Origin of the sequence: Shewanella sp. NKUCC06_TVS (assembly GCF_019345515.1) — a bacterium.
Taxonomy (GTDB): domain Bacteria; phylum Pseudomonadota; class Gammaproteobacteria; order Enterobacterales; family Shewanellaceae; genus Shewanella; species Shewanella oncorhynchi.
Genome location: NZ_JAHKQX010000011.1, coordinates 66,371 through 90,695 on the forward strand (window position 1 = coordinate 66,371; position 24,325 = coordinate 90,695).

Annotated in this window: 21 protein-coding genes and 1 pseudogene; 8 read left to right on the plus strand and 14 right to left on the minus strand. The window is 42.7% G+C overall.

Annotated features, from left to right (window positions below; translation table 11 throughout):
• Positions 1-271 precede the first annotated feature (271 nt).
• From KO531_RS13455 to KO531_RS13465, 3 genes are read left to right on the plus strand one after another with little or no spacing between them, the layout of a single operon-like run.
• On the plus strand, positions 272-955 hold the full coding sequence (locus KO531_RS13455) for a GNAT family N-acetyltransferase (RefSeq protein WP_088213006.1): 684 nt from the start codon (positions 272-274) through the stop codon (positions 953-955).
• Entirely contained in the window at positions 952-1,803 is an 852-nt protein-coding gene (locus tag KO531_RS13460) for an ImmA/IrrE family metallo-endopeptidase (protein WP_088213005.1), read from the plus strand. The genes KO531_RS13455 and KO531_RS13460 overlap by 4 nt, the downstream gene beginning before the upstream one ends.
• Complete coding sequence (locus tag KO531_RS13465; RefSeq protein WP_088213004.1) at positions 1,796-2,851, plus strand: beta family protein; 1,056 nt, start codon at positions 1,796-1,798, stop codon at positions 2,849-2,851. The genes KO531_RS13460 and KO531_RS13465 overlap by 8 nt, the downstream gene beginning before the upstream one ends.
• A 59-nt stretch (positions 2,852-2,910) precedes the next feature.
• Here KO531_RS13465 and KO531_RS13470 read toward each other — a convergent pair whose 3' ends face one another.
• From KO531_RS13470 to KO531_RS13495, 7 genes and pseudogenes are all read right to left on the minus strand, one after another.
• Positions 2,911-3,462 carry a sce7726 family protein gene (locus KO531_RS13470; RefSeq protein ID WP_140418348.1) on the minus strand — a complete coding sequence of 184 codons (552 nt, stop codon included), beginning with the start codon at positions 3,460-3,462 and terminating at the stop codon, positions 2,911-2,913.
• 245 nt (positions 3,463-3,707) lie between these two features.
• Positions 3,708-3,990 (minus strand): annotated as a pseudogene (locus tag KO531_RS22430) (DUF4113 domain-containing protein); the annotation flags it as partial.
• A gap of 86 nt (positions 3,991-4,076) precedes the next feature.
• The gene (locus tag KO531_RS13475) at positions 4,077-7,046 is read right to left on the minus strand and encodes a DEAD/DEAH box helicase family protein (protein ID WP_088213003.1); all 2,970 of its coding nucleotides are present in this window, start codon (positions 7,044-7,046) and stop codon (positions 4,077-4,079) included.
• Between the two features lie 179 nt (positions 7,047-7,225).
• Positions 7,226-7,594: a hypothetical protein gene (locus KO531_RS13480; protein ID WP_219251417.1), complete on the minus strand. Its 369-nt coding sequence runs from the start codon at positions 7,592-7,594 to the stop codon at positions 7,226-7,228.
• A gap of 68 nt (positions 7,595-7,662) precedes the next feature.
• Positions 7,663-8,340, minus strand: coding sequence for a hypothetical protein (locus KO531_RS13485; RefSeq protein ID WP_088213001.1), 678 nt, complete (start codon positions 8,338-8,340; stop codon positions 7,663-7,665).
• Positions 8,341-8,685: 345 nt separating this feature from the next.
• Complete coding sequence (locus tag KO531_RS13490) at positions 8,686-8,988, minus strand: hypothetical protein (protein ID WP_219251418.1); 303 nt, start codon at positions 8,986-8,988, stop codon at positions 8,686-8,688.
• A gap of 264 nt (positions 8,989-9,252) precedes the next feature.
• The gene (locus KO531_RS13495) at positions 9,253-9,564 is read right to left on the minus strand and encodes a helix-turn-helix transcriptional regulator (protein WP_088213000.1); all 312 of its coding nucleotides are present in this window, start codon (positions 9,562-9,564) and stop codon (positions 9,253-9,255) included.
• Between the two features lie 220 nt (positions 9,565-9,784).
• Between KO531_RS13495 and KO531_RS13500 the strand changes: the two genes are divergently transcribed.
• A complete protein-coding gene (locus tag KO531_RS13500; RefSeq protein ID WP_219251419.1) occupies positions 9,785-10,306 on the plus strand; it encodes a hypothetical protein in 522 nt (173 codons plus the stop codon).
• A 2-nt stretch (positions 10,307-10,308) separates the two neighbouring features.
• Positions 10,309-11,721, plus strand: a complete 1,413-nt coding sequence (locus KO531_RS13505; protein ID WP_219251420.1) for a DEAD/DEAH box helicase family protein — start codon at positions 10,309-10,311, stop codon at positions 11,719-11,721.
• Here the strand turns inward: KO531_RS13505 and KO531_RS13510 are convergent.
• The 4 genes from KO531_RS13510 to KO531_RS13525 form a co-directional block, all read right to left on the minus strand.
• The gene (locus tag KO531_RS13510; protein ID WP_088212920.1) at positions 11,703-12,725 is read right to left on the minus strand and encodes a TniB family NTP-binding protein; all 1,023 of its coding nucleotides are present in this window, start codon (positions 12,723-12,725) and stop codon (positions 11,703-11,705) included. The two genes, KO531_RS13505 and KO531_RS13510, sit on opposite strands and share 19 nt — an antisense overlap.
• On the minus strand, positions 12,722-14,575 hold the full coding sequence (locus KO531_RS13515) for a Mu transposase C-terminal domain-containing protein (RefSeq protein ID WP_219251421.1): 1,854 nt from the start codon (positions 14,573-14,575) through the stop codon (positions 12,722-12,724). Before KO531_RS13515 ends, KO531_RS13510 begins: the two co-directional genes overlap by 4 nt.
• Positions 14,575-15,120, minus strand: coding sequence for a TnsA endonuclease N-terminal domain-containing protein (locus tag KO531_RS13520; RefSeq protein WP_251068953.1), 546 nt, complete (start codon positions 15,118-15,120; stop codon positions 14,575-14,577). Before KO531_RS13520 ends, KO531_RS13515 begins: the two co-directional genes overlap by 1 nt.
• A 319-nt stretch (positions 15,121-15,439) precedes the next feature.
• Positions 15,440-16,186 carry a class I SAM-dependent methyltransferase gene (locus KO531_RS13525; RefSeq protein WP_131524452.1) on the minus strand — a complete coding sequence of 249 codons (747 nt, stop codon included), beginning with the start codon at positions 16,184-16,186 and terminating at the stop codon, positions 15,440-15,442.
• Positions 16,187-16,452: 266 nt separating this feature from the next.
• On the opposite strand from KO531_RS13525, the gene KO531_RS13530 reads away from it, so the two are divergent.
• Positions 16,453-18,717 (plus strand): bifunctional diguanylate cyclase/phosphodiesterase, encoded by a 2,265-nt coding sequence (locus KO531_RS13530; protein ID WP_219251422.1) that lies wholly within the window; start codon positions 16,453-16,455, stop codon positions 18,715-18,717.
• Positions 18,718-18,810: 93 nt separating this feature from the next.
• Positions 18,811-19,656 (plus strand): 23S rRNA (adenine(2030)-N(6))-methyltransferase RlmJ, encoded by an 846-nt coding sequence (gene rlmJ / locus KO531_RS13535; RefSeq protein ID WP_219251423.1) that lies wholly within the window; start codon positions 18,811-18,813, stop codon positions 19,654-19,656.
• Between the two features lie 69 nt (positions 19,657-19,725).
• Here the strand turns inward: rlmJ and KO531_RS13540 are convergent, their stop codons facing one another.
• From KO531_RS13540 to KO531_RS13550, 3 genes are read right to left on the minus strand one after another with little or no spacing between them, the layout of a single operon-like run.
• A complete protein-coding gene (locus KO531_RS13540; protein ID WP_219251424.1) occupies positions 19,726-20,481 on the minus strand; it encodes a lytic transglycosylase domain-containing protein in 756 nt (251 codons plus the stop codon).
• Positions 20,481-21,518: a DUF3137 domain-containing protein gene (locus KO531_RS13545; protein ID WP_219251425.1), complete on the minus strand. Its 1,038-nt coding sequence runs from the start codon at positions 21,516-21,518 to the stop codon at positions 20,481-20,483. The genes KO531_RS13540 and KO531_RS13545 overlap by 1 nt, the downstream gene beginning before the upstream one ends.
• 49 nt (positions 21,519-21,567) lie before the next feature.
• Positions 21,568-22,134: a LemA family protein gene (locus KO531_RS13550; RefSeq protein WP_219251426.1), complete on the minus strand. Its 567-nt coding sequence runs from the start codon at positions 22,132-22,134 to the stop codon at positions 21,568-21,570.
• A 559-nt stretch (positions 22,135-22,693) separates the two neighbouring features.
• Between KO531_RS13550 and KO531_RS13555 the strand changes: the two genes are divergently transcribed.
• Positions 22,694-24,316 carry an AbgT family transporter gene (locus KO531_RS13555; protein WP_251068955.1) on the plus strand — a complete coding sequence of 541 codons (1,623 nt, stop codon included), beginning with the start codon at positions 22,694-22,696 and terminating at the stop codon, positions 24,314-24,316.
• The last annotated feature ends 9 nt before the right edge of the window (positions 24,317-24,325 follow it).

The following is a 24,325-nucleotide window of genomic DNA, read 5'->3' on the forward strand; positions in this document are numbered from 1 at the left end:
ATTTCAGATAAAAGACATACCTGTACTTTTAAACAATATACATACCGAATTTTAGCTATACTTGGCCCAGTTGTGTTTGTCTTAAATGACACTCGACCTGTTTTGCCCTACGACTACTATAGGTGTAGTTGAACTAATAATATTTAACTAAGTAAGGGGGTTGAAAAGTGAGAGCTAAATTAACCTTTAAACTCCTTACTCTTTGTATGACTAGGTAGATGCAATTTATTACGCTAGTATGTAATTCTCTTGGTAATTCAGAGCGTTTTAAATGAAGACTGTTGAAGATCTTAGAAAGTTATTGGAAGCAGGCCAAACTGGCTACAAACCACTCAACAATATCAGCTCAGGCAACATTACTTCTGATGATGGATGTACACATACTTACGAGATCGTTCAAGGTTGGGACATCGGACTAGCTATGCAATGTGATCAAGAGTGGGGCAACTTCAATATGGAGCTTCTCGAGTTCATACGACAATCTGACTCTTCCTTGCAACAGAAACTTCTTGATAGCTCTCAACTTGAGGATGCTCACTGGAATTGGCTTACAAAGCATAAGTATTATCATAGCGAACAATACAACTGGTTCTTTTTCATAGCAGATGGTAAGCCTCAAGGTGCTTGTCTCGTATACCATCCTAAAATATCGGTCGATACAGCAGATACAATTTTCTACATTGAGTTTCTAGCTGTTGCCCCTTGGAATCGCCCGAACCACATAAGCAATCAAATCTTTAAAGGTATTGGTTCACTACTTTTGAAGACCGTAATTTCGTACGCAGAATCTGAGCTAGGTATAACAAAAGGCTTTTCGTTACATTCTTTACCAAAGGCAGAAGGTTACTATCAAAAAATTGGTATGAAGCGTTTTGAAATGTACGATAAATCGGGTTTAGGTTACTTTGAGATGCCTGAATTGAAAAAAGCTAATTTTCTAGGAGCGACAGCATGAGTGACTGCAATTTTGACTCCTTAATCATAAATGGAAAAGCTGATTCAAAAACTGATAGTAAGGCTATATTTGAATCATACCTAGAAAGCCAAGCACAACTAGAGCAGTTACCAAAGAAGCTTAAGCAGGATAAAAACTTAGTACAGTTAAATCTGTTTAAAGAAGTTCACTTTCAAAAAAGTAATAACTTACTTTTTAGGAAATCAGACTCTTCAAAAGATGCATTAGTAAACTTTTGGTTAAGTAAGGTTAAAAATCTGGCTTATCTATATTGTGATTTTAATAAACTTCCTAACTTCACTGGGTTATCTAAGGCTGATCTAAAAAGCATTGCCAGAGGTAATGCTGATCCAAGCTATATTAGAAATTTAGAAAAAGATTTATCTGAAAAAGGAATTATTTTGATTGTTGAACCGTCGGTTGCAGGTTTAAAGTTAGATGGTGCAGTATTTAAGTTAGATAGCGGTAATCCGGTTATCGCAATAAGCTTACGTCATAATCGCTTAGATAACTTTTGGTTCACTCTAATGCATGAACTCTCTCATATAGCTTTACATTACGATCAACTAGATAGTTACATCATTGATGATTTAGATTCAAAAAGTGAGGAATTAACAGAGTTAGAAGCAGACAAACTTGCTCTTGATTCTCTCATTCCACGAAACATTTGGAGAACATGTGCAGCTCGACGAGATCTCAAGGCAGAATCTGTTATCAGATTTGCTGAAAAAAACAACGTACATCCAGCGATTGTTGCTGGACGCATTCAGCATGAAATCAATGACTATAGAAAACTAAGCTCGTTAACTAATGGTATCGATACGAGGGAGATATTATTCAGTGAATAATTATACACCGTTCTTGAAGTTTAAAGTCGCTGAAATTGGTGCATTGAAAGCACTTAAAGACTCAGAACTCCGCTCTATAACACCATTCTTTGATTTAGCTACAAAGAATGATATCACTGCAGATGACCTCGAAAATACCATAACAAAAGGTGCACGAAAGTACGAGCTTAATTTTAAAAACGCTAATGGCTTTTATATAGATGACTACGACATTGACGATTCAATCCGGATACAAGGGTCTATCGTTTATGATTTTCTAATCGATACCTTCCAGAAGATCGATTTCATCCCGGTTGTCGGGCTTGATCGTACGGTTACTCGAAATAACTCAGTGCTCAGCTCATTAGTTATCAGTGACACTGTAGCGATCCGCTTAAATCAAGATGACTTCGTGAGTTACACTCTTATTGAAGATGAAATTTCAGACTTGATATCTGATATGATAGGAAATTTCGATAAGCTTCATTTAATTCTAGATTGTAGACTCTGTATAAAATCAGATCCTGTTGAACTATCTAACAGGCTGATTATGTTTATTACGTCGATAACACAGCATCACAGCTTTGATAAGATTGTAATAACTGGTTCTTCAATTCACGCATCAATTGCAGAGATACTTTCTGTTTCCACAGAAGAAACCCTGTCTAGAGTCGAATGCAAAGTGTTTGATCTAGTAGGTCAAAAAATTTCTTTGGAATTGGGATTTGGTGACTACACTGTTATTTCACCAAATTATTCCGATGTGAACATACCTAAAAGTGCTTTGAGGAAAGTGATGACTCCTAAAATCATATATTCCTACAATGACAAATATCATTTTCTTCGTGGTGGCGCTATAGAAACTCATCCTAGAGGGGCAAAGCAATATGACGACATGTGTAAAAAACTTGTCACTTACGCCTTCTTCCGCAAGAAAAATTACTCTGTTGGTGATAAGTATTTAGAAGAGAAATCTCGAAGTGTTGGAACTGACGCATTACCTCATTCGATAGGAAAGTATCTGATAAATGCTCATATGACATATATGATTAATGATTACCCTGCGTAACGTATAGCAAAGGGGCATTTCTTCCCCTTTGCTATAAAATGAAAACACGCCTAGCCCCTTTAAGCCAACCGAGAAACAAGTGATTCTGCAATCCATCGATTTGTTTGAATCTTATTCATCCGTTCCGAAAGCTCTAAAGCAAAATCTCGCTTGTTTATTTTTTCAGGTATGTCCAGATTTAGTTCTTCATTTACGTTTGTTAGCTCACTCTTCCACAGAGTTGCTAATGCGAGTTCTTTGTCAAAAAAAGGATTAGTACTAGTTTTTCGTACATGTTTAAACTTAATTGTACCTCTAACCTCATGTGAAACGACAATCCCCCAGAATGTAGGGATCTTTTCTAATGCTTCTTTTAGTTTACGTTCTGTCGTGACGAGGGTAATTTTACTAAATACTTTGTTGTAGTAATCCCCCTGCCTAGTCAAGCGATCAATCTTATCTTTATCACCTTTAATTTCGTAACAATGAGCTTCCGAATGAATAGTGACAACATCCGCAATAGCATTGCCACGATGCACATGTAGCTCTTGCAAAATACATCTTGGCTTTTTTGATTTAGAACTTAAGAAATCAATCAAACTTGGCCTAATATCGGCGTCATTCAAGTACATAGCAAAACCCACCAAAACCAAAGACACAATATTATATAGCTTAGTATCTTCAATTCAAAACTTCCTGTAGCATAATTAAGATATGAATACAAATCAGATAGTTAAGAAAAATACTTCCCTTCTAGTTTGGCTCTCCTCGGATCACTCAATTGTATATCAACTAAGTGTCTAGAGATGACTGGTCGATTGTTCTCTAACTTTGGGGCATAACCTCATTAGCACTTTATGCACGGCACACTTCGCCACTAAGCCGTATATTGAGGCGTCAACAAATCTCTCCACATTGCCCATTTTGCTCTATGCCTTGAGCCACGATAAACAAGGTATCACTACCATAGCGTCAGTTAATGTGATCGAGTGTAAGCATTAACGCTGGCTTTACAGTTGGTGGATTGAATAAGTCTAATTGGCGATGTTTCTTGCTCGCTACACCAATCAAATCTACGCCTATCTTGTAATAGCGTACACCTTCACGAAATAGTATGGTGCGGCCTCACAGATAACTTTGGTCAGCTCTATCGTACAATTGAGCAGACGTATATTGCTTGAAATCAGCCTGTCGCCATACATCTATTACAGCAGGATTGCGTCGCAATTCGCACCAGCCCTGGCGACTACTCACTGACGAGCCAGTAGGCTTTAGCTGTACCTCCCCCCCTCGCATAACCAATACAAAACGCCATGAGATCACTCAGGCGCTCATTCACCATAGTCCGACGAATACCGGGCTGAACCCCAATAACACAGAAGCTCAGCTTCGTCGGCAAGGTAGCGGTGAGAAGCGCCTCAACCTCCGCTAGCGTCCCGGTGACAAAATACGAAGGCGAGGCATGCCTCACGGGATTCATCCGGGCCCTCATGTGGCCAATCAATGTAGAGACCTCGCAGTAGTAAGCGCACTTGACCAGTTGGCCAGCGACTTCGTACACATCCCCTACCCGGCCTTCATTAGCTGCCCCCCCCGCACCCTTGCAGTGATAGAAGTCGACGCTGACTTCATCACGGTCGTTACGGGTGATACAGATGTAATCAGCAGCCTCGCCAGTCCTGTGGTCGTAAAAAATTGCTTTAACATCAGGCAATGTCAGGAGGTGCTGCTCTAAGTGCTCCTGAACAGTAGCTAAACCGTTGAGAGCGGCGCGCCGCTCTCGGGTTCGCTGGCTGTTATCGTTAGGCAGAAACTCGAGTTCAATTTCACACCCTGTCCAATCGATCGAGCGCGTATCACCTGGAGCCAGCGATAGCGCCTGAACTAATGGCGGTGCCATTTTATTCACGCCTTCAAACGAGGATTTGTCCGCTGCGTAAAACGTTGGACTGTACTCTGAAAGCCAGTCAGCGAGGGGCATCCACTGATCATGTGCTGACTCGACGTCCAGCATGACCTGGGGAAGCTCGACAGTGATCATCCGCCTAGCTCCAAGGCGATAGCACATATCGACAATACCATCGAGATGCGCTACCGAAAATGTCATACACCCAGCATCAGGGTCAGTATGGAATCCCTGCAGTTCCCACTCTACCAGCCGTGAAAAGCACTGCTGGCATTGAGGCTCACCCCGATAGCGCAGCCGGGGGTTTGTTTTGAATCCTTCCTGCGGCCAGTTAGCGGCGATGACTTGATCCGGCAAGCGTTCGAGCCGAGTCGCGACCCTGACAAGGTCCAGGTTGGTCTGAGTGATAGCCGCATTGCCGGATATGCGGCCGTTTAGCGTTTCAACCCATTCGACGAAGTCCGGAATGGACAGCGTCTGGTTGCTCCAAATACGTGAGCTGCTGCTAGCGCCTATGGTTTCCCTGTTGTTGCCGCTCATGCCGCTGCCAAAGAAGTGTCCTTGGGAGTATGCCCTGCTGTCACCGACATCAACCACTCGTTCAGCTTGAGGACCTGTCAGCGTGCGATAAGTCTCACCACGGGAGTTGAGGGCATAACTTTTTAGGCCTAAGTTGTAGAACCGAACATCATCGAGCCCCGCCCTCGCCCGACTTGTCTCCTCGTAGCTCAGTGGCCGGGTGTCACCAGTGCAAACCTTATCCATAATGGAGAGATAAAGCTTCTCTGTCCTACGCGTTGATCCGATGAAGCACATCCGAGAGTCTGGAAAATACATCAACAGAAACGCGTCATGTCGTATGTCCATTAGCGCGTCCGAGTCCATCCACTTCGGCGGAGTTTCGTCAGCAGTAAGCACCAAAGAAATATCACCAGCTTCCGTTGCCCATCTCTTCACGATTCGGAGATTACGGCCTATGTTAGAGTCAAGTCGCAAGAACTCTGGGGCCTCGTCACAATGAAACCCTCGAACGTGGGCATAAAGTTTGAGCGACAAAGGCGTCACCGCATCATAGTCTGACTCAGCCTGCTGGCGAACAGGTAGCCTGTCCATGAAGGCCTGATCGTCGAGATTGGCCTGGATCTGAGCATGTGCTACGTCATCAATCATCTGGCCAAGATTCACCCCTTCTCTAAGCAAGGACGAGGTGGCCTCCTCAATCCTAGAGAGCGGCGCGATGAGGGTGGGGCGTCCTGTCGTCTCATCTATGCGCGCGAAGCGACCGATGAACTGGATGGTAGGTACTAAAGACTTATGAGGGGCGTGAAGGGCCGCGATCTTGAGCTTCGGGAAATCGTATCCTTCGCCGAACATGTCAACGCAAATGATTCCTTCCAGCTCGCCCGACCTGAGCTTAGCCTCGATCTGGTCCTGTCGTCTTTTCGTAAGCCGGCTGTTGATCGCCTCTACGGCTAGGCCCAGTTCTTGGTACAGTGGCACAAGACTTTTAGCCGCAAGGATGCTGGAAGCCCTAACAAATAACCGATGGTCGAACCCGGTTGCTTTGTCTTCATTGAACTGTTCAACAGCGACTCGTGCGATCGCACGATCGATCTCTTCCTCGTTCAGCTCGTCTCCAACAGGCGCCACTCGAAAAGTCACAGGATCGAACGCTCCCTCATCAATGGCCCTCGTAACCGGGTAGCGATAGACAATCTTGCCAGGGATAATCAAGTTATCCCGTCTAAAAGGCGTTGCGGTTAAGAATACGAACTTGGCTGCCGTTAGGTGTTGGAGGTACCCGATCCATGAGTGAGCAGGCGCATGGTGCGCTTCATCGAAGATCACAAGGTCGAACATATCTGCAGGAAAAGCTGGTTCGAGAGTGGGAGATGAGCTTGCTGGCGTCGAGACGATGACATCATAGCGCTCCAACAACCGCCATTCATCAACTGAGCCTATTCGACCAACATGCAAGTAAACAGTCGGCAAGGGGCTGTCAGCAGGAAGTGCGCCGATACGCCGAAGCGTCGACATTTCAGAAAGGTGTGAGAATACTTGCTTCCTCAGCGCATCGGAAGGCTCAACGATTAGGACACGGTCTGCCCGTAGCAAATAAGGCAACGCCATCATCAATGAAGTCTTGCCATATCCAGTGGGCAGGCAGATCAACGCCGGATCGTCCTGCACGGAAAAATGCGCCAAGACGGCATGCAGAGCACCTAACTGGCCTGTTCTGAAACCCGCGTTGGGCTCTTGCCGCTGCTGAACGAGGCTCAACAGACTTGCGTTGTCACGAAAATACGGCACGGTATCCTCTCCCTAGATTGAATTCTTTTGCTTCAGTCCTAATCGTGAAGGTAAAGGGCCGCCATAGATTTTCACCGAAACTGATGCACGAATACGTGTTTTAAATCTTTCTTCATCCTTAACTCGCTATAACACCGAAGAATTACGACGACAAAAGAATTACGAATAGTTGCGCTTTATTAAGCTTTGTACTTGACAGAACCACTGACTTTAAAAGCATGCATACACCGTCTTCCTGATGTTTCAGCACCATGACAGGTTATATTTTTCTCTATTTTTTCTTTCTTGCCGCTTATCGCTTCACGTAAAATATTACCCATTGAAAAACCTCCACCTTCACATGATGGATTGGTGCAATCAATGTATTCACCGCCGGGGCGCTCTAGTGTGAGATGATGTGTCACCTGTTCCTTCATCCAGATTAGGCTCTCTAACTCTGTAACATGAATAAACATCTCCTGAATTTCAGGATATGCGTCCTTGAAATCACTTTTTGAGCCGAAAACGAAGTTTGTTTCGTTAAAAATACCAGAAGGCTTCTTCGACATACGCATTCTCCTATATGGCTTAACATTTAATACGCATTTAGCTCATGAGGCGATTAAAACGCGCACCATTAATTCTCTTTTTGCATCCCCTGTATTGCGGGGTTATACATTAGAGCACGCTCAACACTATCATGCCGAATAACCAAGGTCTCATTACCAAGCCAAAAGGCACAATGAATTGGACTACAGATGATCTGCTTCACACGTATGGGGGTTGGGAGCAACTTTGAATGAAGCATGGCATACGCCCCAACCTTATCGTTGAACAGGCCTATTTCTTTAACGGCCTGTTCTTTGCCAATTTTTCCAGATAGAACAGTAACTAACACAAAAGAAAGCACCAATAAAAAGATACCAACACTGTATCCATAAATGATTGTGCTCTTATCTACGAGATTGTGCATAGCTTCTGAAGGGCTATTTTTTAGTTTTAACGAAGCTAATCGGGCAAGAATAATAGATTGCCAATGTTTAACCTTTGGATAAGAAGAGAGTACTGCTGTAACAATCACCGTAAAAACCAATGTGCAAACAGCTATTATCGCGTACAGCATTGGCTTGAAACTAAATATCATCAAAGCAAGGAATCCAGACACTAGAGATTTATCTGATGCGAGTGGGAACTGTGAATCATCAAGGCCAAACACCGCGAGATAACTCTGATGATACGTAATTCCCATAAAATACAATGCCGCAGAAATGACTGGCAATACGGTAAACAGTGTTTGTAGACGAGACTCATTCATAATGCGATTTCACTGAAATTTTAGAGTTAGTTTATTGATAACACTATAAAATGTTGCAAGCAAGTGAATCTAGCCTACATTCTATTTTGAAGAGAGTAGCGCGGTAATCATTTTGTGTTGCAAATTTACCAGCGGCCTCCACAAGAGGAACTTTGCATTAAGAAGAAGGAAAATAGGCGTATAACCACCACATAGAATGAGTTATAACCGTAGATTAGCGAAACGGAAACTACTAATAAAAACTCAAGAACAATGTAAATATCCGTGTCTGAAGCACAAACCAGAAAGATCCAAACATGCAACAGTGATGAGCTAATATTGATGAGCATATATGTAGACTAAAAATTATGTCGTTCTAGTCAGTGAAAAGCCATGTCTAATCCCCTTAAGACACTCTTTTTCGGTATGTTTTTCATTACCCAATACTGAGGCCAAAACAATTCCTAACTCATTGGCCAAATCACACACCTCAATATCCTTCTGAGGAAGATCACTTAAAACCACCTTGAGCTTAGTCATGAACAATTCAATATCAATCCGATTTGATTCTGAGGCTTTTTCAAGCAAGTAAGCTTCGAGAACAACTGGGTCCTTGAATGCCGCAGCTTTAACTGCTGCAAATGAAATGCCTTTAACTTTATTTTTCACAATTAACCACCTTGGCAGTACTTACTATCTTTCTATTTGGGAAAACTTAAAGCTACATCAGCTCAGCTAAGAACTTTCGACTGAGATATGGTATTTTCCTTTTCCTACTTGACTTGCTACTTAACAGAATTAGCTTAACAGCATAGAAGCACGGTTACGGCAGCCCTACGCAACTTCGATAACCTCCCACTAATAACGGAAGTACGATGAGCTATCTCCAGAAACGGACAGATTCAAATCTAGCTAAAAATCACCACAACTATTTTATGATTTTGTGATTTGCTCTATCAAATTGGACTTTTCTTCTTCTGTCATTTTTTCAAGTAAACATAGCAATTTAGCCGTGCTTTCCGACTCACAAAAAAAGTAAGCGACTGGCACACCTAATTCATCAGCGATAGCCTTTAAAGTCTGGTAGTCAGGTGTATGCTTGCCTTTTTCGTACTGATTCATACGCGCACTCGCAGTGCCCACTTCCATACCTAGCTGGATACCCAGCTGTTTTTGACTAATCCCCTTAGCAATGCGAGCTTGTTTGAGCCTGAGAGGTAATGGATTGATAATTTTATCGGCCACAGCTTCAACATAATTTGTCCTTTGATAACTCAGATTGTCTTAGTTTTTTGACTTAAGGTATACTAAGGAATCCTTAGCTTTTTAGGGCTTGTTGTCAAGATTTAATCTGAGCTAAGTAATATCAAGTTACCTATCAATGAAGACTCTGTTGATTTAAGCGTAACAAAATGTCATGGAGTGGCTCGTTAAGCATTGAAATTAAAAACTATTGGTAAAAACCGTGGCTATAAAATTAATCCGTATAAATGAAATTTTGTTTAGTATTATCATTGCCGTAGAGCTTGAAAAATTCACTATTACTCAGATAAAAAACTTGATAATAGAGGCAAATTCTTCAGTATCGCCAAAAGATATAGATCAGCTGGTGCGTCGTGCTTGTGCAAAGCTGGTCAATGTGGGATTTTTGGAGAAAAGAAACCAGGGGAATAAGCACGTTTATTATAAATCAGCACTGTTCGATAAATCACAGCTAGTGCCCAGCAACGCACGGGTAAAAGCAATAGTTATCACATCTGCAAACTCACAAGAACTAACGCAACTTAAGGCTACACTCAACCAATATCAAGTTGATTTACTTGGATACATTGGGGAAGCGGAAGAGTTTAAACGTCTCATTGAAGAGATCCCAAATTCGAAACCCAGGCTTTATCCGAGATACATGAATGCTCGTAATCAAAGTTCAACATTGATGGGGAAGATTAAAGCTGTAGAGTCATGCCTTAACGACCTCAAAGGCCTATGACTGTGAAGTTAAGACAATGGCAAAGCCAATGCGTTGATGCGGCGTTGGCACGATATCAAACTCAAAGTCACTTTATGTGTTTAGCCACGCCAGGTGCTGGTAAAACTATTATGGCTGCAGAACTAGCTGCAAGACTGATTGCTATGGGGAAAATTGATTTTGTGCTGTGCTTCTCTCCATCATCAGAGGTGAATGACAGCATTCGCTCAACCTTTTCAAAGCGTCTGAACAAGCGATTTGACGGGCTAATGGGTACCATTGGTAGTGTCTATACCTACCAGTTCATGCCCTCCTTAACTGAGGCGTTTTGGCAGATCTTACGAACGCATAAAGTGTTTGTGATCATGGATGAAGTCCATCATCTAAAGGGCAATATTCTTAGTAATGCCAATGCATGGGGAGAAGAGGTACTACTAAATATTCAATATCATGCGGCATATACGTTAGCGCTTTCTGGTACACCTTGGCGCTCAGATAAGGCCCCTATTGTGCTTTCACGATTCACTGAACCAGATAATACAATCCACTGTGATTTTAGCTATGGATTAAAGCAGGCAATTGCGGATAACGTCTGTCGTCAGCCTAATATCGTTTTAATTGATAACAACAAAATCAAACTAGAAATTGATCAAGAGATTGAGACATTTGCATCTATAGCTGAGCTCTTGTTAGATCCAAGATACAGTTATCAGGCATTAATTAATCATCATCAAATAATGCATTATATGTTGAATCAAAGCGTTAAAAAATTAGCTGAAATACGCCTGAGTAACCCGAATGCAGGTGGTTTAGTTGTTGCGGCGTCAATTAAGCATGCTAAACAATTACTCCAAATCCTTGTCTCTGATCTTAAGCAAAACGCGTGTATCGTGACATCTAACTTAAAGCATCCTTCCCGCATTATTGATGGCTTCCGACAAAATAATACCCAGTGGATTGTTAGTGTGGGGATGATTTCTGAAGGGACTGATATCCCTCGGCTGCAAGTATGTTGTCATTTGAGCCGAATAAAAACTGAAATGCATTACCGACAAGTGCTAGGTCGAATATTAAGAGTTAATTCAGATGAGACTCAACAAGCTTGGTTATTCACGTTAGCTGAAACAAACCTGACAGAGTTTGCTTATCGAATTGACCAAGATTTACCAGAGCAATCAGTGGTTATCGAGCAGACTGGCTCACAGGATTTAGACCTAGAGTTACCGCAATTAACATCGAGTGAGGCTACCCAAGGGAATATAGGTAATGAGTTACATGTGGATCTGTCAGGTTTTTCATTATCCAATACTAATGGGCATGCTAGCACTTCACATAAGTCAGCCATTGACGAAGAGAACTCTTACAATCTGGCATTGCTAGGTTCATATAAAGAGCAAATCGTTAGGATGTTTGACAATTATTTACTCAGTAGCTGAGCCAAGGTTTGTGGTTTAGAAAATACTCTAGCAATCAGCATGTCTTCTGCTGACATTGCATTTGAGTTATACCTAGAATGCTCAAAAACTTCAGAAATCAGAATATCCTCTATTGGTTGAGTAAATGGATTATTTGAAACTGTCCCTGATGTTCTATTGAAAAGTGTTGTATAAGCATCAGCAAAATGTTGATTTTCTAGCGTGTTAGCATCTGCGAGCAGCGCATTCTTCAATGCTTCTAAAAGAAGGTGTTTTAGAATCCTATTTTCACCTCTACAGGCTGCAAACAAGGGAATTGCCACATGCTTATCTTCCAGCTTGGGAGGCTCCGCAAACGGCATGTACTTAGCTAAACCCATCAGATATTGGCGGTAATACTTGCTGTCTTTTTGAAGACTAAAATATTCAAGCTTTCTTCTTCTCACTAAGCGAGATGACCACTGTGGTTCTTCTGCAATTTGTTCGGCCCAAGGCATACCGACTAACACAATAGGAACTCTGGCCTCTTCACTTATATACTTGAACGCATTTGCAATCAGCTGTCTCTCTTGAACTGTTTTGAACTCGATTAATTCTTGAAACTCATTAATGATAAGCAGCTCAACTTTGGCTTTAACCAAGTTATCAACCAGTTTTTTCCTTAAGTCAGTAGCATAGCCATGCTTCTTTCTTTGATGGCTTCCAAACAGCTCAAGATCCATCAACATCTGAGTTAGTGTTGCATCTAATCCTTTGCCACTAGATATACGGCTAACTAGAACTGGTATAGATTCACGTCCGTAATTTTGGCTGGCTAATACTTGTTTTTTATAGTGGTTAATGAGATGGCTTTTGCCGACTCCGGTATCTCCCGTTAAGAGCATACATTGCTGATCTGATTGAAAAGTTCGATTAAACCTTAGTTCATCAAAATCATTGAAAATGGTTATCAACTGAGGATGCATGACAATACAGCCGCTAAATTTACCCAGTTTTTCAATTTGAGTAGGACTTAATGTCTTCATTCAAAAGCCTCTAAATCGTCGTCCCAGTTTTCGAAAATATGGATTTGTTTAGCTGCTGATTGATTAGGTAAAAGTAAGCTCTGATCATCACTTTTCATTTTTATCGTATTTTGGCCTGTGCTACTCACATCAGCCAACTGAGCCTGTTTCTTAACCGCTGTAATTTTTGCTTTGGTTTTAGATGCTATAAATGCTTCTTGTTCTTGCTTTACTCGAGCATGAATTGCCATACGAGCTTTAGCTAATCCCAAATCATCCTTCCCTTCCCGAATAATCTCACGATTAATTTTCTTAATCACTTTATGCTCATGAAGGCTCAATCCGTGGGTATAATCACTATTATCAGTACAGGGAACTTTAAGGTAACCGCCTAATTCCTCAAGATAAACATGAATATTCGATAGATCATCAGGGTCGACTTTAATGATTTTTTTGATGGTTTCTTTAGTTTGTGGGTAACGCTTTCTGTAATCGGCCAAAGCAGTAGAGTCATACATCAACTCTTCATATTTAAATCCATTTCTGGTCAAAGTTCGCTCATCAGTAATCCCCATCAACATAGTAAATCGTTGTTCGTCCTCTGCGCTCATCTTTAATGGCGGGAAAATATCAAAGCCGCGTTGCCACTGTTTTATGGGAATTCGCGTTTCACGTGAGTCTGAATCTTGATGATAAATATCAACAATCCAACGATGGAATTCTTCGACAAATGTGGAAAAACGTATAATGGCATCTTTTTCAGGTTTAAAATCTTCTTTTGCTAGGATGTTGGGGAAGGTTTTGCCTGGTATCTCAGTTAAAAAACACTCGTTAATCATCCCAAAAAAACGTTCTACAAATGGCTTTAACCAAGGTTTGCGAACTGGGTTATATTGAATGTTAATTCCCGCCTCTTTACATGCATGCTCTAAGCTTTTAGACCAAAACTCCGCTCCATTATCCACAACTAGGGTTTCAAATTTGCCAAAGCAAGGCCACTCATTTTTAAGCTCGATTCCAAGGCCTTCAAATGATTTGGATTTTATTGCATGTACTATTGCTTTTGCGGCTGAAACATATGAAGGAGCTCGATAACTTAAGTGAAATCCCAAAACGCAACCGCTGAAAACATCAACAACTAAAGTTAAATAAGGTCTGCCAATTGGGATAGATAATTCATCGTCAATCAGGATTAGATCTAGTGGAGTGTGATCAATTTCTACCCGTTCTAATATTCGCGTTGGGGGAATATGGGATGAGCAATATGCAAACCATTGATCTGCTCTAAATTTACCGTGCCGCGCCACTGCAACAGGATAAGGAGGTAATGACTTTATTCTTTGGTTAAAGCTTTTATAAGAAATGATAGGAATTTTTCCATCAACAATGCTCTCATTTTCAATTGTGATGGCATCTTTATAGTACTGATATGCTGTAGATACTTTAGGCCTTTTAGCATCTAAAAAACGAGTTAGGGCTTGCTCAAAAAATGCTTCATCCCCCTTAACTCGACTCGTTCTGTTGCCCATTTTATGCCGCTTAGCGACTAATGACGTAACATCGCCGTTACTGTCAATGTAGCTTTTACGCCAACGTACTAACGTTCGCCAATTCGGCCGCTTGTCCGTGGAGGTAGTAAAAAGAGCATCAAGAATTGGGTCTAGATTTTTTTGAGTCCATCCACCAGTGATTGTTTTTTCGATGAAGGCAATGAGTTGGTATTTATCCAGTGCTTTGTTTTTTAAAAAATCAGGAAAGGTATCTAAGTCTCTTTTGACTAATACTGTATCCTCTAATTTCACATATTGAATGGGGGTGTCGGGTTTATTGACTAATTCAGACTCACTAAATTCATCCTCGAAGTCCATCATTAAATGCACCATACTGCAGGATTGCAACTAAGATCATCTTGGCTTAAGTTCGCCTTAAGCAATCCTTTATGCATAAGGGAATACAAGTGTGAACGGGTTTCCCCTAATGCTAATGATTGCTTTACAGCTACATCGTTAACATTAATTTTCCCCGCTTTTTTTATAAGATTGAGCAGTTCAACTTGAATGTCGCTCAAGCCGTAAACTCCCGAATATCGATGCAAAATTTTAAGGTTATTTAGAATAGGATTTACGCGGATTTGTCGTTCTGTTATCAATATAAGATCTGCTCCCAAAGACTGAGCAGCCGCCTTCTTTGCTAGAAATTTAGCCCTAAAGATTGGATCGAATGTTTTACTATAAGGTTTGTATTCGTGGAACTTTGCCGTCCCATCAATAAAGTGAACTATTGTATCAGGTGTATAGGGCAATCTTTTGCCCTCAAAATCGTAATAAAACCCTTCAGGCTGACTACCAAACTCCTCTATACAATCATTGTATTCATGGTGAAAGCACGCATCAAACTCCAGTGTACTTTCACACATTATCGTTTCGCTAACTTTTGCGCTAGCGAATTTAAATACGTTTTTGTTCGGTGATGGTTTACGTAAGCTTCTTATATACATAAGTATAATTCGAACTAATAGTGTACATTTAGTGTACTGGCATGCAGTTTTTTGTCAATCTATGGGTTATTAATTGTTCAACATACTAATATTAAAGAAAATGGCTTTTGTAACATGATTACAAAAGCCACTTTTATGTCATTGAATGAGTTAAATTTGTCAGACTATGGGTACACTATGTCAGTGTATGGGTTCAGCGACAGAAAGCATACAATGTTCGCGATGAGAAAAATCTTCGCTATTTCATCGCAGCTTTTACATAGACATCGAAACGGTTTTTCTTGGTTTCAATAACCGTATTAGGCTTAACCCCGTCCAAATCTTCGGCATAATCTGGGCGCTTAACGACGACACGTTTAGTTGCTAAGGCTAAAGCTGGGGCTAACAAGCCATCGGCATCTAAATCGGCACCGACTAAGGATTGGAATACACGCATTTCTTTTTTAACAAGGGCCGATTTATCACGGTGGGGGTACATAGGATCGAGGTAAACCACATCCACCTCTTGTGCCAATTTCGATAGTGCTTCTAAGCTAGAACCATGAAATAGGCGCATCCGCTCACGCATCCAATCACCGATTTCAGCATCTTGATAAGCACGGCGCAGACCGTCTTCAAGCAATGCCGCAACCACAGGATGACGTTCAACCATAGTTACATTACAACCAAGGCTTGCGAGCACAAACGCATCGCGCCCTAAACCCGCTGTGCCATCGACAACACTCGGTGTTACCCCTTGCTTTAATCCCACCGCTTTAGCGATAGATTGGCCACGACCACCACCAAACTTACGTCTATGGGCGACGGCGCCAGTCACAAAATCCACCACTATGCCATCGAGCTTAGGCTCATCGCGTTTATGCAGTGATAACGTATCTGATTCAAAACGCAATTCGAAGGTCGCATTTGCATCGTAGACGAGTTGCCAACGTGCACAAATATCCACAAGTGTTGGGTATTGCTGATTGAAAAAAATCGGGGTCACAGGCTGTCTTCTAACCAACGAAAATGATGGTCATTATGCCTAAAAATCTCGTTTATGAATATGCTAGTAAGCAAAACACATCACCAAGCTCATCACTGTCTTAGCCAATTTGTCTCAGTACGCCCTTAATAATTCAAACAAGCATCACACTGTAATGTACTGATTTATAAAGGCAGCAATCTATTTGTATAACAGTTTAGTGATTTATGTTATATGTTACGTCCCCAGCCAACCTGCATGACTTCCGTACGGGATAAGGACTTTTTTTGCTTCAATGGCTAAAAGGTTTTTTGTTTATCAGGGAGCAAGATTTTTTAAATCCTGACAAAACGATATTAAAAACCAGCTTATTGCGGATTATTCTGCTCAGTGGCGCCATCTTGACCACTAGCATAGTGCTGCATAGCTCTTTAATTGCGTATGAGTTAAACCTCACTTTCATTATCAGCATTACGGTCAGTTTTTTAACCGTACTATTCCTATCTTTATGGTTTACGCGCAAATATTTACTCGTCAGCTCTATCAGCCTGCTGGCGATGGTTATTGCAGCCTGTTTATCTATGCTGTTGTTTATCCCTGACTTCAACTTATCGCAGGTAGGTATTACTTTCTTATATACCTTGCCCTTGATGGCGCTTTTCCTGTTTGGCAGAAAAGTCGCTTTTATTATGATGTGTTTCAACGTATTGCCTTTTTTACTGCTACTGCGTAACCAAAACCTGCCTCCCATTATCGATATTGATATCAGCCTACCTGCGACCCACGCTTATCTAAACGGTTTGCTGTTTATGTTTTTTAATATCTGTATCCCGTTATCGGCAATGCGCCTGCTAAAAACCCAGAAAATCCATGCGCAGCAAATGATCCAGCATCAAAATGCACTGCAACATACATTAGACCAATATGCTGAAATCTTTGAAAATAATGGTACAGCCTCTTTCTTCTGCAATGAGGATGGAGTCATTCTCAACCTGAATAATGCCGCGAGGGAAATCGCTGGAGAAGTCACACTAAACCGCACTCGCCTATGTGACATTTTTGAACTTACCGAAGATACCAGCACGAATTTACTGGCGGCCTCGTTTCCGACCCATTTAAAGAACAATAACAGCACTAAATATCTGCTGCAAAAAGCCTCATTACAGCACCATGATACTTTGTTGTTTCACTGCCACGATGTCACAGAACAGGCAAACCATGCGATTGAGCTGAGTCGCCTTAAAAAACACCACATCAGCACGCATTTCTATGATTTAGTGACAGGATTACCCAACGAAAATCACTGGTATAACCCAGCGCCAAGCTTGATCCATCAGGAAATGACCGTAGCCTTAATCAAAATTGATAATCTTAGCCAAATTAATGCTGCTTTCGGTATCAGCGTCGGAGATGCCATCCTAAAAGCCTTTGCTATTGAACTCAAAAATCGCTTTGGTCATATCGCAAAAATATACCGATTTAGAGGAGCATCGTTTGCACTCGAGTATACTAGCCTGCCGCTTATCTCCCCTGAAAACCTAGCGCTACAATTACGCGAGCGTATTCCAACAAACCTACAACTTAAGCAAGAACAACAGAATGAATATCATCTCGAGTGCAGAGTCGGTTGCAGCTCAGGTAATAAAGCCTCACCGCAGCAAGCCGCGGAGCAATGTTTAATTGCCATAAAACAAACCACCCAAGCTAGCCCAGTGATGGTGTATTACATTGGTTTGATTAACAATCTTCTCGAAGCTTCATCGCAAAAAGCCAGAATCCGTGACGCACTGAAACACAACCGCCTTGAAATGTGGCTGCAACCTAAAGTGATGGCCAATGGCCACATTACTAGCTTTGAAGCGCTAGCCAGAATGTTTGACGAAGACGGCACTATGATCATGCCGAACACTTTTATCCCCATCATAGAGTCATCTCAATTGCAGGCGATTTTTGCGATAAAAGTCTTCAGGCAATTACTACAACTGATCCGTTCTTGGCCTAAAAATGTACCTCTGGTCAGGATTGCCTTTAATTTATCTGGGCAAGATATTCTGTCGGATCGCTTCTTTAAAGTGTTAATCCAAACCTATATGAATCATCCTGAACTCATCCCATTGTTGGAAATTGAAATTACTGAAACCTCTGTATTTTCAACCCATAAAGAAACAGGCCGACGCTTAAACACCTTGGCTCGTATGGGAGTGTCTATCGCCATTGACGATTTTGGTACTGGCCATGCCTCATTAAGCCAGCTCATTGATATCAGTGCCGACACAATTAAAATCGACCGTTACTTTGTCAGTCAAATGGGCATTAGTGAACGCCATACCCAAATTGTTAACGCCGCCATCCTGTTAGCCAAGAGCTTAAAACTCAACGTCATTGCCGAAGGTATCGAAACCGAAGCCCAGTTATTGCAACTCACTGCGCTAGGATGCGAACAATTTCAAGGTTATTTATTCGGTAAACCCGCACCAGCGAATCTCTGGCTGAAAACCTTTCAAATGCAAACCCCCACACATTGGTTTGCCAATAAAAAGAGCGCCAACTGAGGCATTAAATTTACGCCTAGAACCATCGCAGGTATAATTGCCGACTGGCATTTGCCTCTCTTTGCTATGTTTGCAAATTACTAGGATTACCCCATGTTAAGTTACCGCCATGGTTATCACGCTGGCAATTATGCCGATGTGTTGAAACACGCCATCTTGCTACAAACCTTGCAGCTGATGCACAAGAAAGACAAACCACTCGTGTATATCGATACCCACGCAGGTGCGGGTGGTTATGCTTTAAGCGATGAATTTGCACAGAAAACCGGTGAATACCTCGAAGGTGTAGCTAAGCTTTGGGATAAAACTGACTTACCACAATCGCTGCAGGACTATGTCGCCGCCGTGCGCCATTTTAATGAAGAAAATCCAGACGAACTCAACTTCTACCCAGGTTCACCCGCCATTATCGACATGGAGCTAGGGCCTAAAGATCGCATGGTGCTGCACGAGCTGCACAGCACTGATTATGTGTTATTGGATGATTATTTCTGTGAAGACAGACAAGTTAAAGTGATCAAAGGTGATGGTTTAAAAGGCCTTATCGCCGCAGTACCACCATTAGAGCGTCGTGCTCTGGTGCTAGTCGATCCTAGCTACGAGATGAAAACCGACTACCAAGATGTGGCCGAAACCCTGATAAAAGCGCACAAACGTTTTGCAACAGGTGTGTTTATCCTGTGGTATCCAGTCGTAAATCGCACTCAGACCGAAGGTATGTTATCGCGCCTCGCCAGCAGTGGCATTAAACGTCAGTTGAGAATTGAACAAGCCATTAAGCCCGATTCAGATGAATTTGGCATGACAGCGGCAGGATTATGGATCATCAATCCACCTTGGCAGTTAGACGAAATCGCAACTGAATTAATGGATTACTTGGGTAAAACACTTGGACAAGTGGACGGTAACATTACTGTAAAATGGGAAGTCGGCGAGTAACCTTCGACTCAAATGGCGGCGATGATCTCCGGATTTTCGCCACTTCATTTCAGCTTATCAATGCGGTAACTAAACGTCCTTCTGCTCGCGGTAACGCTTCAATAAAATTTTCACACGCTCAACATAGGCTTGGGTTTCAGGATAGGGCGGAATGCCATTGTACTGAACCACGGTCGTCGGCCCCGCATTGTAAGCCGCACAGGCCAATGCGATATCACCATTGAACTGTTTTAGCATTTGTGCCAAATACTTACTGCCACCTAAGATATTCTCTTCGGGTAAAAACGCATTTGCCACACCCATTTCTTTTGCTGTTTCTGGCATCAATTGCATTAATCCCATGGCGCCAGTTCGCGAAAGTGCACGCGCATTAAAGGCTGATTCCGCGTGGATCACTGCGCGGATTAAGGCGGGATCAAGTTGATGCTTATGGGCCGCATGGGAGATCAGGGCATCATAATTAGCGGTAAATAGCCGAATACCATTCCAGTCTATGGTCGAATCGGGACGACAGGCAAAACAGTCATATAACAAAATTTGATATTGGTTATTTGCGGGGGCTTTGTCAGTAAATACGGTGACACCATTAGCTTGTTGGTATTGATAAATTTTGAGTTTTTCTAGACCTTCACTACTCACTATGCCGCTCTGTGAGTACCGCGCCACAATACGCGGCTTAGCTTTTTCGCGCGCCTCCTCAGCATTTGCATTTATCATCAAACTCGATATCAATAATAAGCACAGGCCTAGCGCCTCAAATCTGCAGGGCAATGAAAAGGCTGCAAAAGTCAGTGTACGAGCAAGCGCTGAGCGAGTAAGCAACATCAAAGTCCCGTGTACTGATTAAGTTTAAGTACTTCAATAATAGCAAAGAGTTGCTTCATTTCTCGGTTTATCTGACTAAATTCTACTGAAAAGGTTGCGCCATGAAAAATGGACTGCATTTGAAAATGCGTTCTGCGATTCGGTAGGAACAAAGTTAGTTTATTGCGGAAAAATGCACATTGAATATTGCCATCGAAATGTTTAGCAAGCTCCTGTAAGCGCTCCATAAATGCCGTATTGAGCAAATAGCGTGACTCGATTTGATCCGTTGAAAACACGTCGAACTCTTTTTCAAATTGCGGATCTTCAAGTTTGACTCGTACCAGTCCCGCATGGCTGTCGGACAGGAAATTTGCTAAACCACCGCGATCCCTCAGCACAACAGTATGACCCATAAACGCTTTATGGCTACTCAGCTCAACCACTAAGCCACGAAACTGGGTTTCCGTGCGGGTCACAGTTCTGCGCCTGCTGGTACTGACATCCAGCTCTTCGACTTGCACATTCTTGGTCAGGGTAAGCTCATTGACCGTCAACTCAATGCCCTTATAGCAGCCTTGTATATAGTCACCTAAGCTGACTTTGTCGTATAGCGGTAATACTTTAGCCGCAACGAGTCGATTCATGTCGAGGCGCATTTCGCGGCTATAAATAAAATCATCGCCGAAATATTTAAACATCAGCGGATAAATATCATTTTGAACCAAATGCTTAAACTCACGAGTCGGAGCAAAGCTCCACCAGCTTAATCCGACTAAAGCAAGCAATGGCAAAGGCGGGAAATAAGCGCCACCGCTGTAGTAGCCAATAACGGTGAGCAAGCTCAGCCCAAGCACTATCATCAAACTCAAATACAAACGTTTACGCGCCGCCTTAAGGCAAGCCACACGCTTAGTTTCATATTTGCGACTGATGGGCGCGATATGTTCTTCGTAATACGCTTCGAGTTGAGGTAGTTCGTCAAAATCCGCAGACAAACCAACAGGCCCCCGATAAGTCCGAATCGGGCTACCTAAAATAAAAGTGATGATATTCATATTGATGTCATAGTATTGCAGGGTGATAACTCACCCTGCACAGCTAAGCTTACAAGTATTCGGCCGCATCTACGGGCGCTTTTGCCGCTTCGCTCACCTCATAGAATGGCATCACTTTAATATTCGCCATAGAAGCAATAATCGAGCCGGGGAAGATTTCTACCGCAGTATTAAGCTCGGAAACTGCCGAGTTGTAAAAACGCCTCGCAGCTGAGATATGTGCTTCGACCTCGTTATAGGTCTGCATCGCCTGCAACATAGTGTTGTCGGACTTGAGCTCAGGATAGTTCTCCACATTCACCATCAAGGTGCTCATTTTGTCGTTCAACCGCTCAGCTTGAACTAAATGCTCTTTAACGGCACTCGGATCGGCCTTGTTGTAATTATGGCTGAGCTGAGTGCGTAATTCGGTGATTTCAGTGAGCAGTGACTTTTCATGCTCCATAAATCGTTTAGCAATTTTTAGAATATTAGGCACAAGGTCGGCACGCTTGGTCAGCTGTACATCGATACCCGACAAGGCTTCGAGCGCGGTATTGCGCTTTTTGACTAGGCTGACGTACCAAAGATAGGTCACGATAAAAATCAGCGTTAATCCCAATAACAATTTTTCCATCTTCCATCCTTAGGTTTCTTATTCTTGTTAATAGGATACAGCTAACCATAAATGAGTGAAAATTTCACCTGCGGGCTGATTAAGACAATGAAATTACTCGCTGGTCAGAGCTGGCGATGTTATCTAACGAGCAATCATCAACGAAACTGGCCATATTCAGCGATGAAAAGTGATCATCTGCATAAAAAACAGCATTTAACCTATAAATTTATCGATATTCAGCTCCGATACAGCAAACAACGTCTATAGTGATATGGCACAACATTAGAGCATCCAATTTTGCTCGTGAATACTGGACTCCTCGAGAGTCCATTTTTTTATCCTAATTTTCGCCCTCCTCACTTCAACACAGTCAATAGCAACATTTAAGTTTCAATTAAAACTTAACAATCATACTTTGCCGCTAATTTTTTAACTTTTACCTTAGCTTTCACTCCGAGTCTTGCACCTAGAGTTATCCCCTCAGCCACGTCATCCACAATCGGCCGTCGGCAATGTCTCGAGTCTGTTATAGGGTCAAAATATTGCGCTGCGTAAAGGTCGACATAAAGGAAGGACGATGAGTTTTAATTCCGGCGATATTCCCCCACAAAAAGCTTCTGAACCCAATCCACAACAGGGCGATATCAGCTCTAGTGGTTGGTTTGTACGTTTTCTCAATATTGTTGAACGCTTAGGCAATCTGCTGCCCCATCCAATCACCTTATTCGCACTGTTCTGTGTTGCCGTGGTCATTATTTCAGGTATTGCGGGCTACTTTGGGTTAACCGTGGTCGATCCTAGACCTATTGGCTCACACGGCCGCAGTGCCGACGGTTTAATCCATGTGGTGAGCCTGATGAACGCCGAAGGTTTGCGGATGATAGTCTCGCATCTGGTGACCAACTTTACTGGCTTTACACCGCTCGGCACCGTGCTCGTGGCGCTACTCGGTGTCGGGATTGCCGAACGCTCTGGCTTATTATCTGCGGCTATGCGTGCTTTAGTCATGGGCGCCTCTAAACGATTAGTCACTGTGACCATAGTATTTGCCGGCATAATGTCCAACACCGCTGCCGAGCTTGGCTATGTGGTACTTATCCCTATGGCGGCGATGATTTTCCACTCCCTTGGCCGCCATCCACTTGCAGGTTTAGCTGCCGCTTTTGCCGGGGTTTCAGGAGGTTATAGCGCTAACTTATTGCTTGGTACTGTCGATCCCTTGCTATCGGGCATTACCGAAGCTGCGGCGCGCATGATAGATCCTCAATACAACGTCGGCCCAGAAGTAAACTGGTACTTCATGTTTGTCTCCACCTTTGTGATCACTTTCCTTGGCGCCTTTGTCACAGAGAAAATCGTCGAACCTAAGTTAGGTCAATACCAAGATGATGATGCAGACGAAACCGTACTGCAATCGATAGAGAGCATCAGTGCTATTGAGAAACGCGGCTTAAAATGGGCTGGGTTATCTATGTTAGTGCTCGCGGTTATTTTAGCGATTTCAGTCGTACCAGAAGGCGCACCGCTGCGCCATCCTGTAACCGGTCTCATCTCAGGTTCGCCATTCCTCAAGGGCATAGTCGCCTTTATCTTTATCTGTTTTGCCATACCTGGCTTTATTTACGGCAAAGTCGTGGGCAGCATCAAAAATGATAAAGATGTCATCAATGCCATGTCCCACAGCATGAGCACTATGGGCATGTATATCGTCCTCGTCTTTTTCGCCGCACAGTTTGTCGCCTTCTTCAACTGGAGTAATTTAGGCGCTGTATTGGCGGTGTTAGGTGCCGATGCTCTGCAATCCATTGGCTTGACGGGCCCGATCGTATTTTTGTTCTTTATTATGCTCTGCGGCATTATCAACTTGATGCTTGGCAGTGCCTCGGCCCAGTGGGCCATTACCGCTCCTATTTTTGTGCCTATGCTCATGCTGGTTGGTTATGCGCCCGAAACGATTCAAGCGGCGTACCGTATTGGGGATTCGGTGACTAACTTAATCACACCTATGATGAGCTACTTTGGTTTGATCTTAGCGGTTGCCTGTCGTTACCAGAAAAACCTAGGGATAGGTACGCTGATCGCCACTATGCTGCCGTACTCGCTCGTGTTTTTCGTGGGTTGGACAGCGTTCTTCTTCCTGTGGGTATTTGGCTTTGGTCTGCCCGTTGGGCCGGGAGCCGCGACTTACTACACGCCTTAACCACAATAA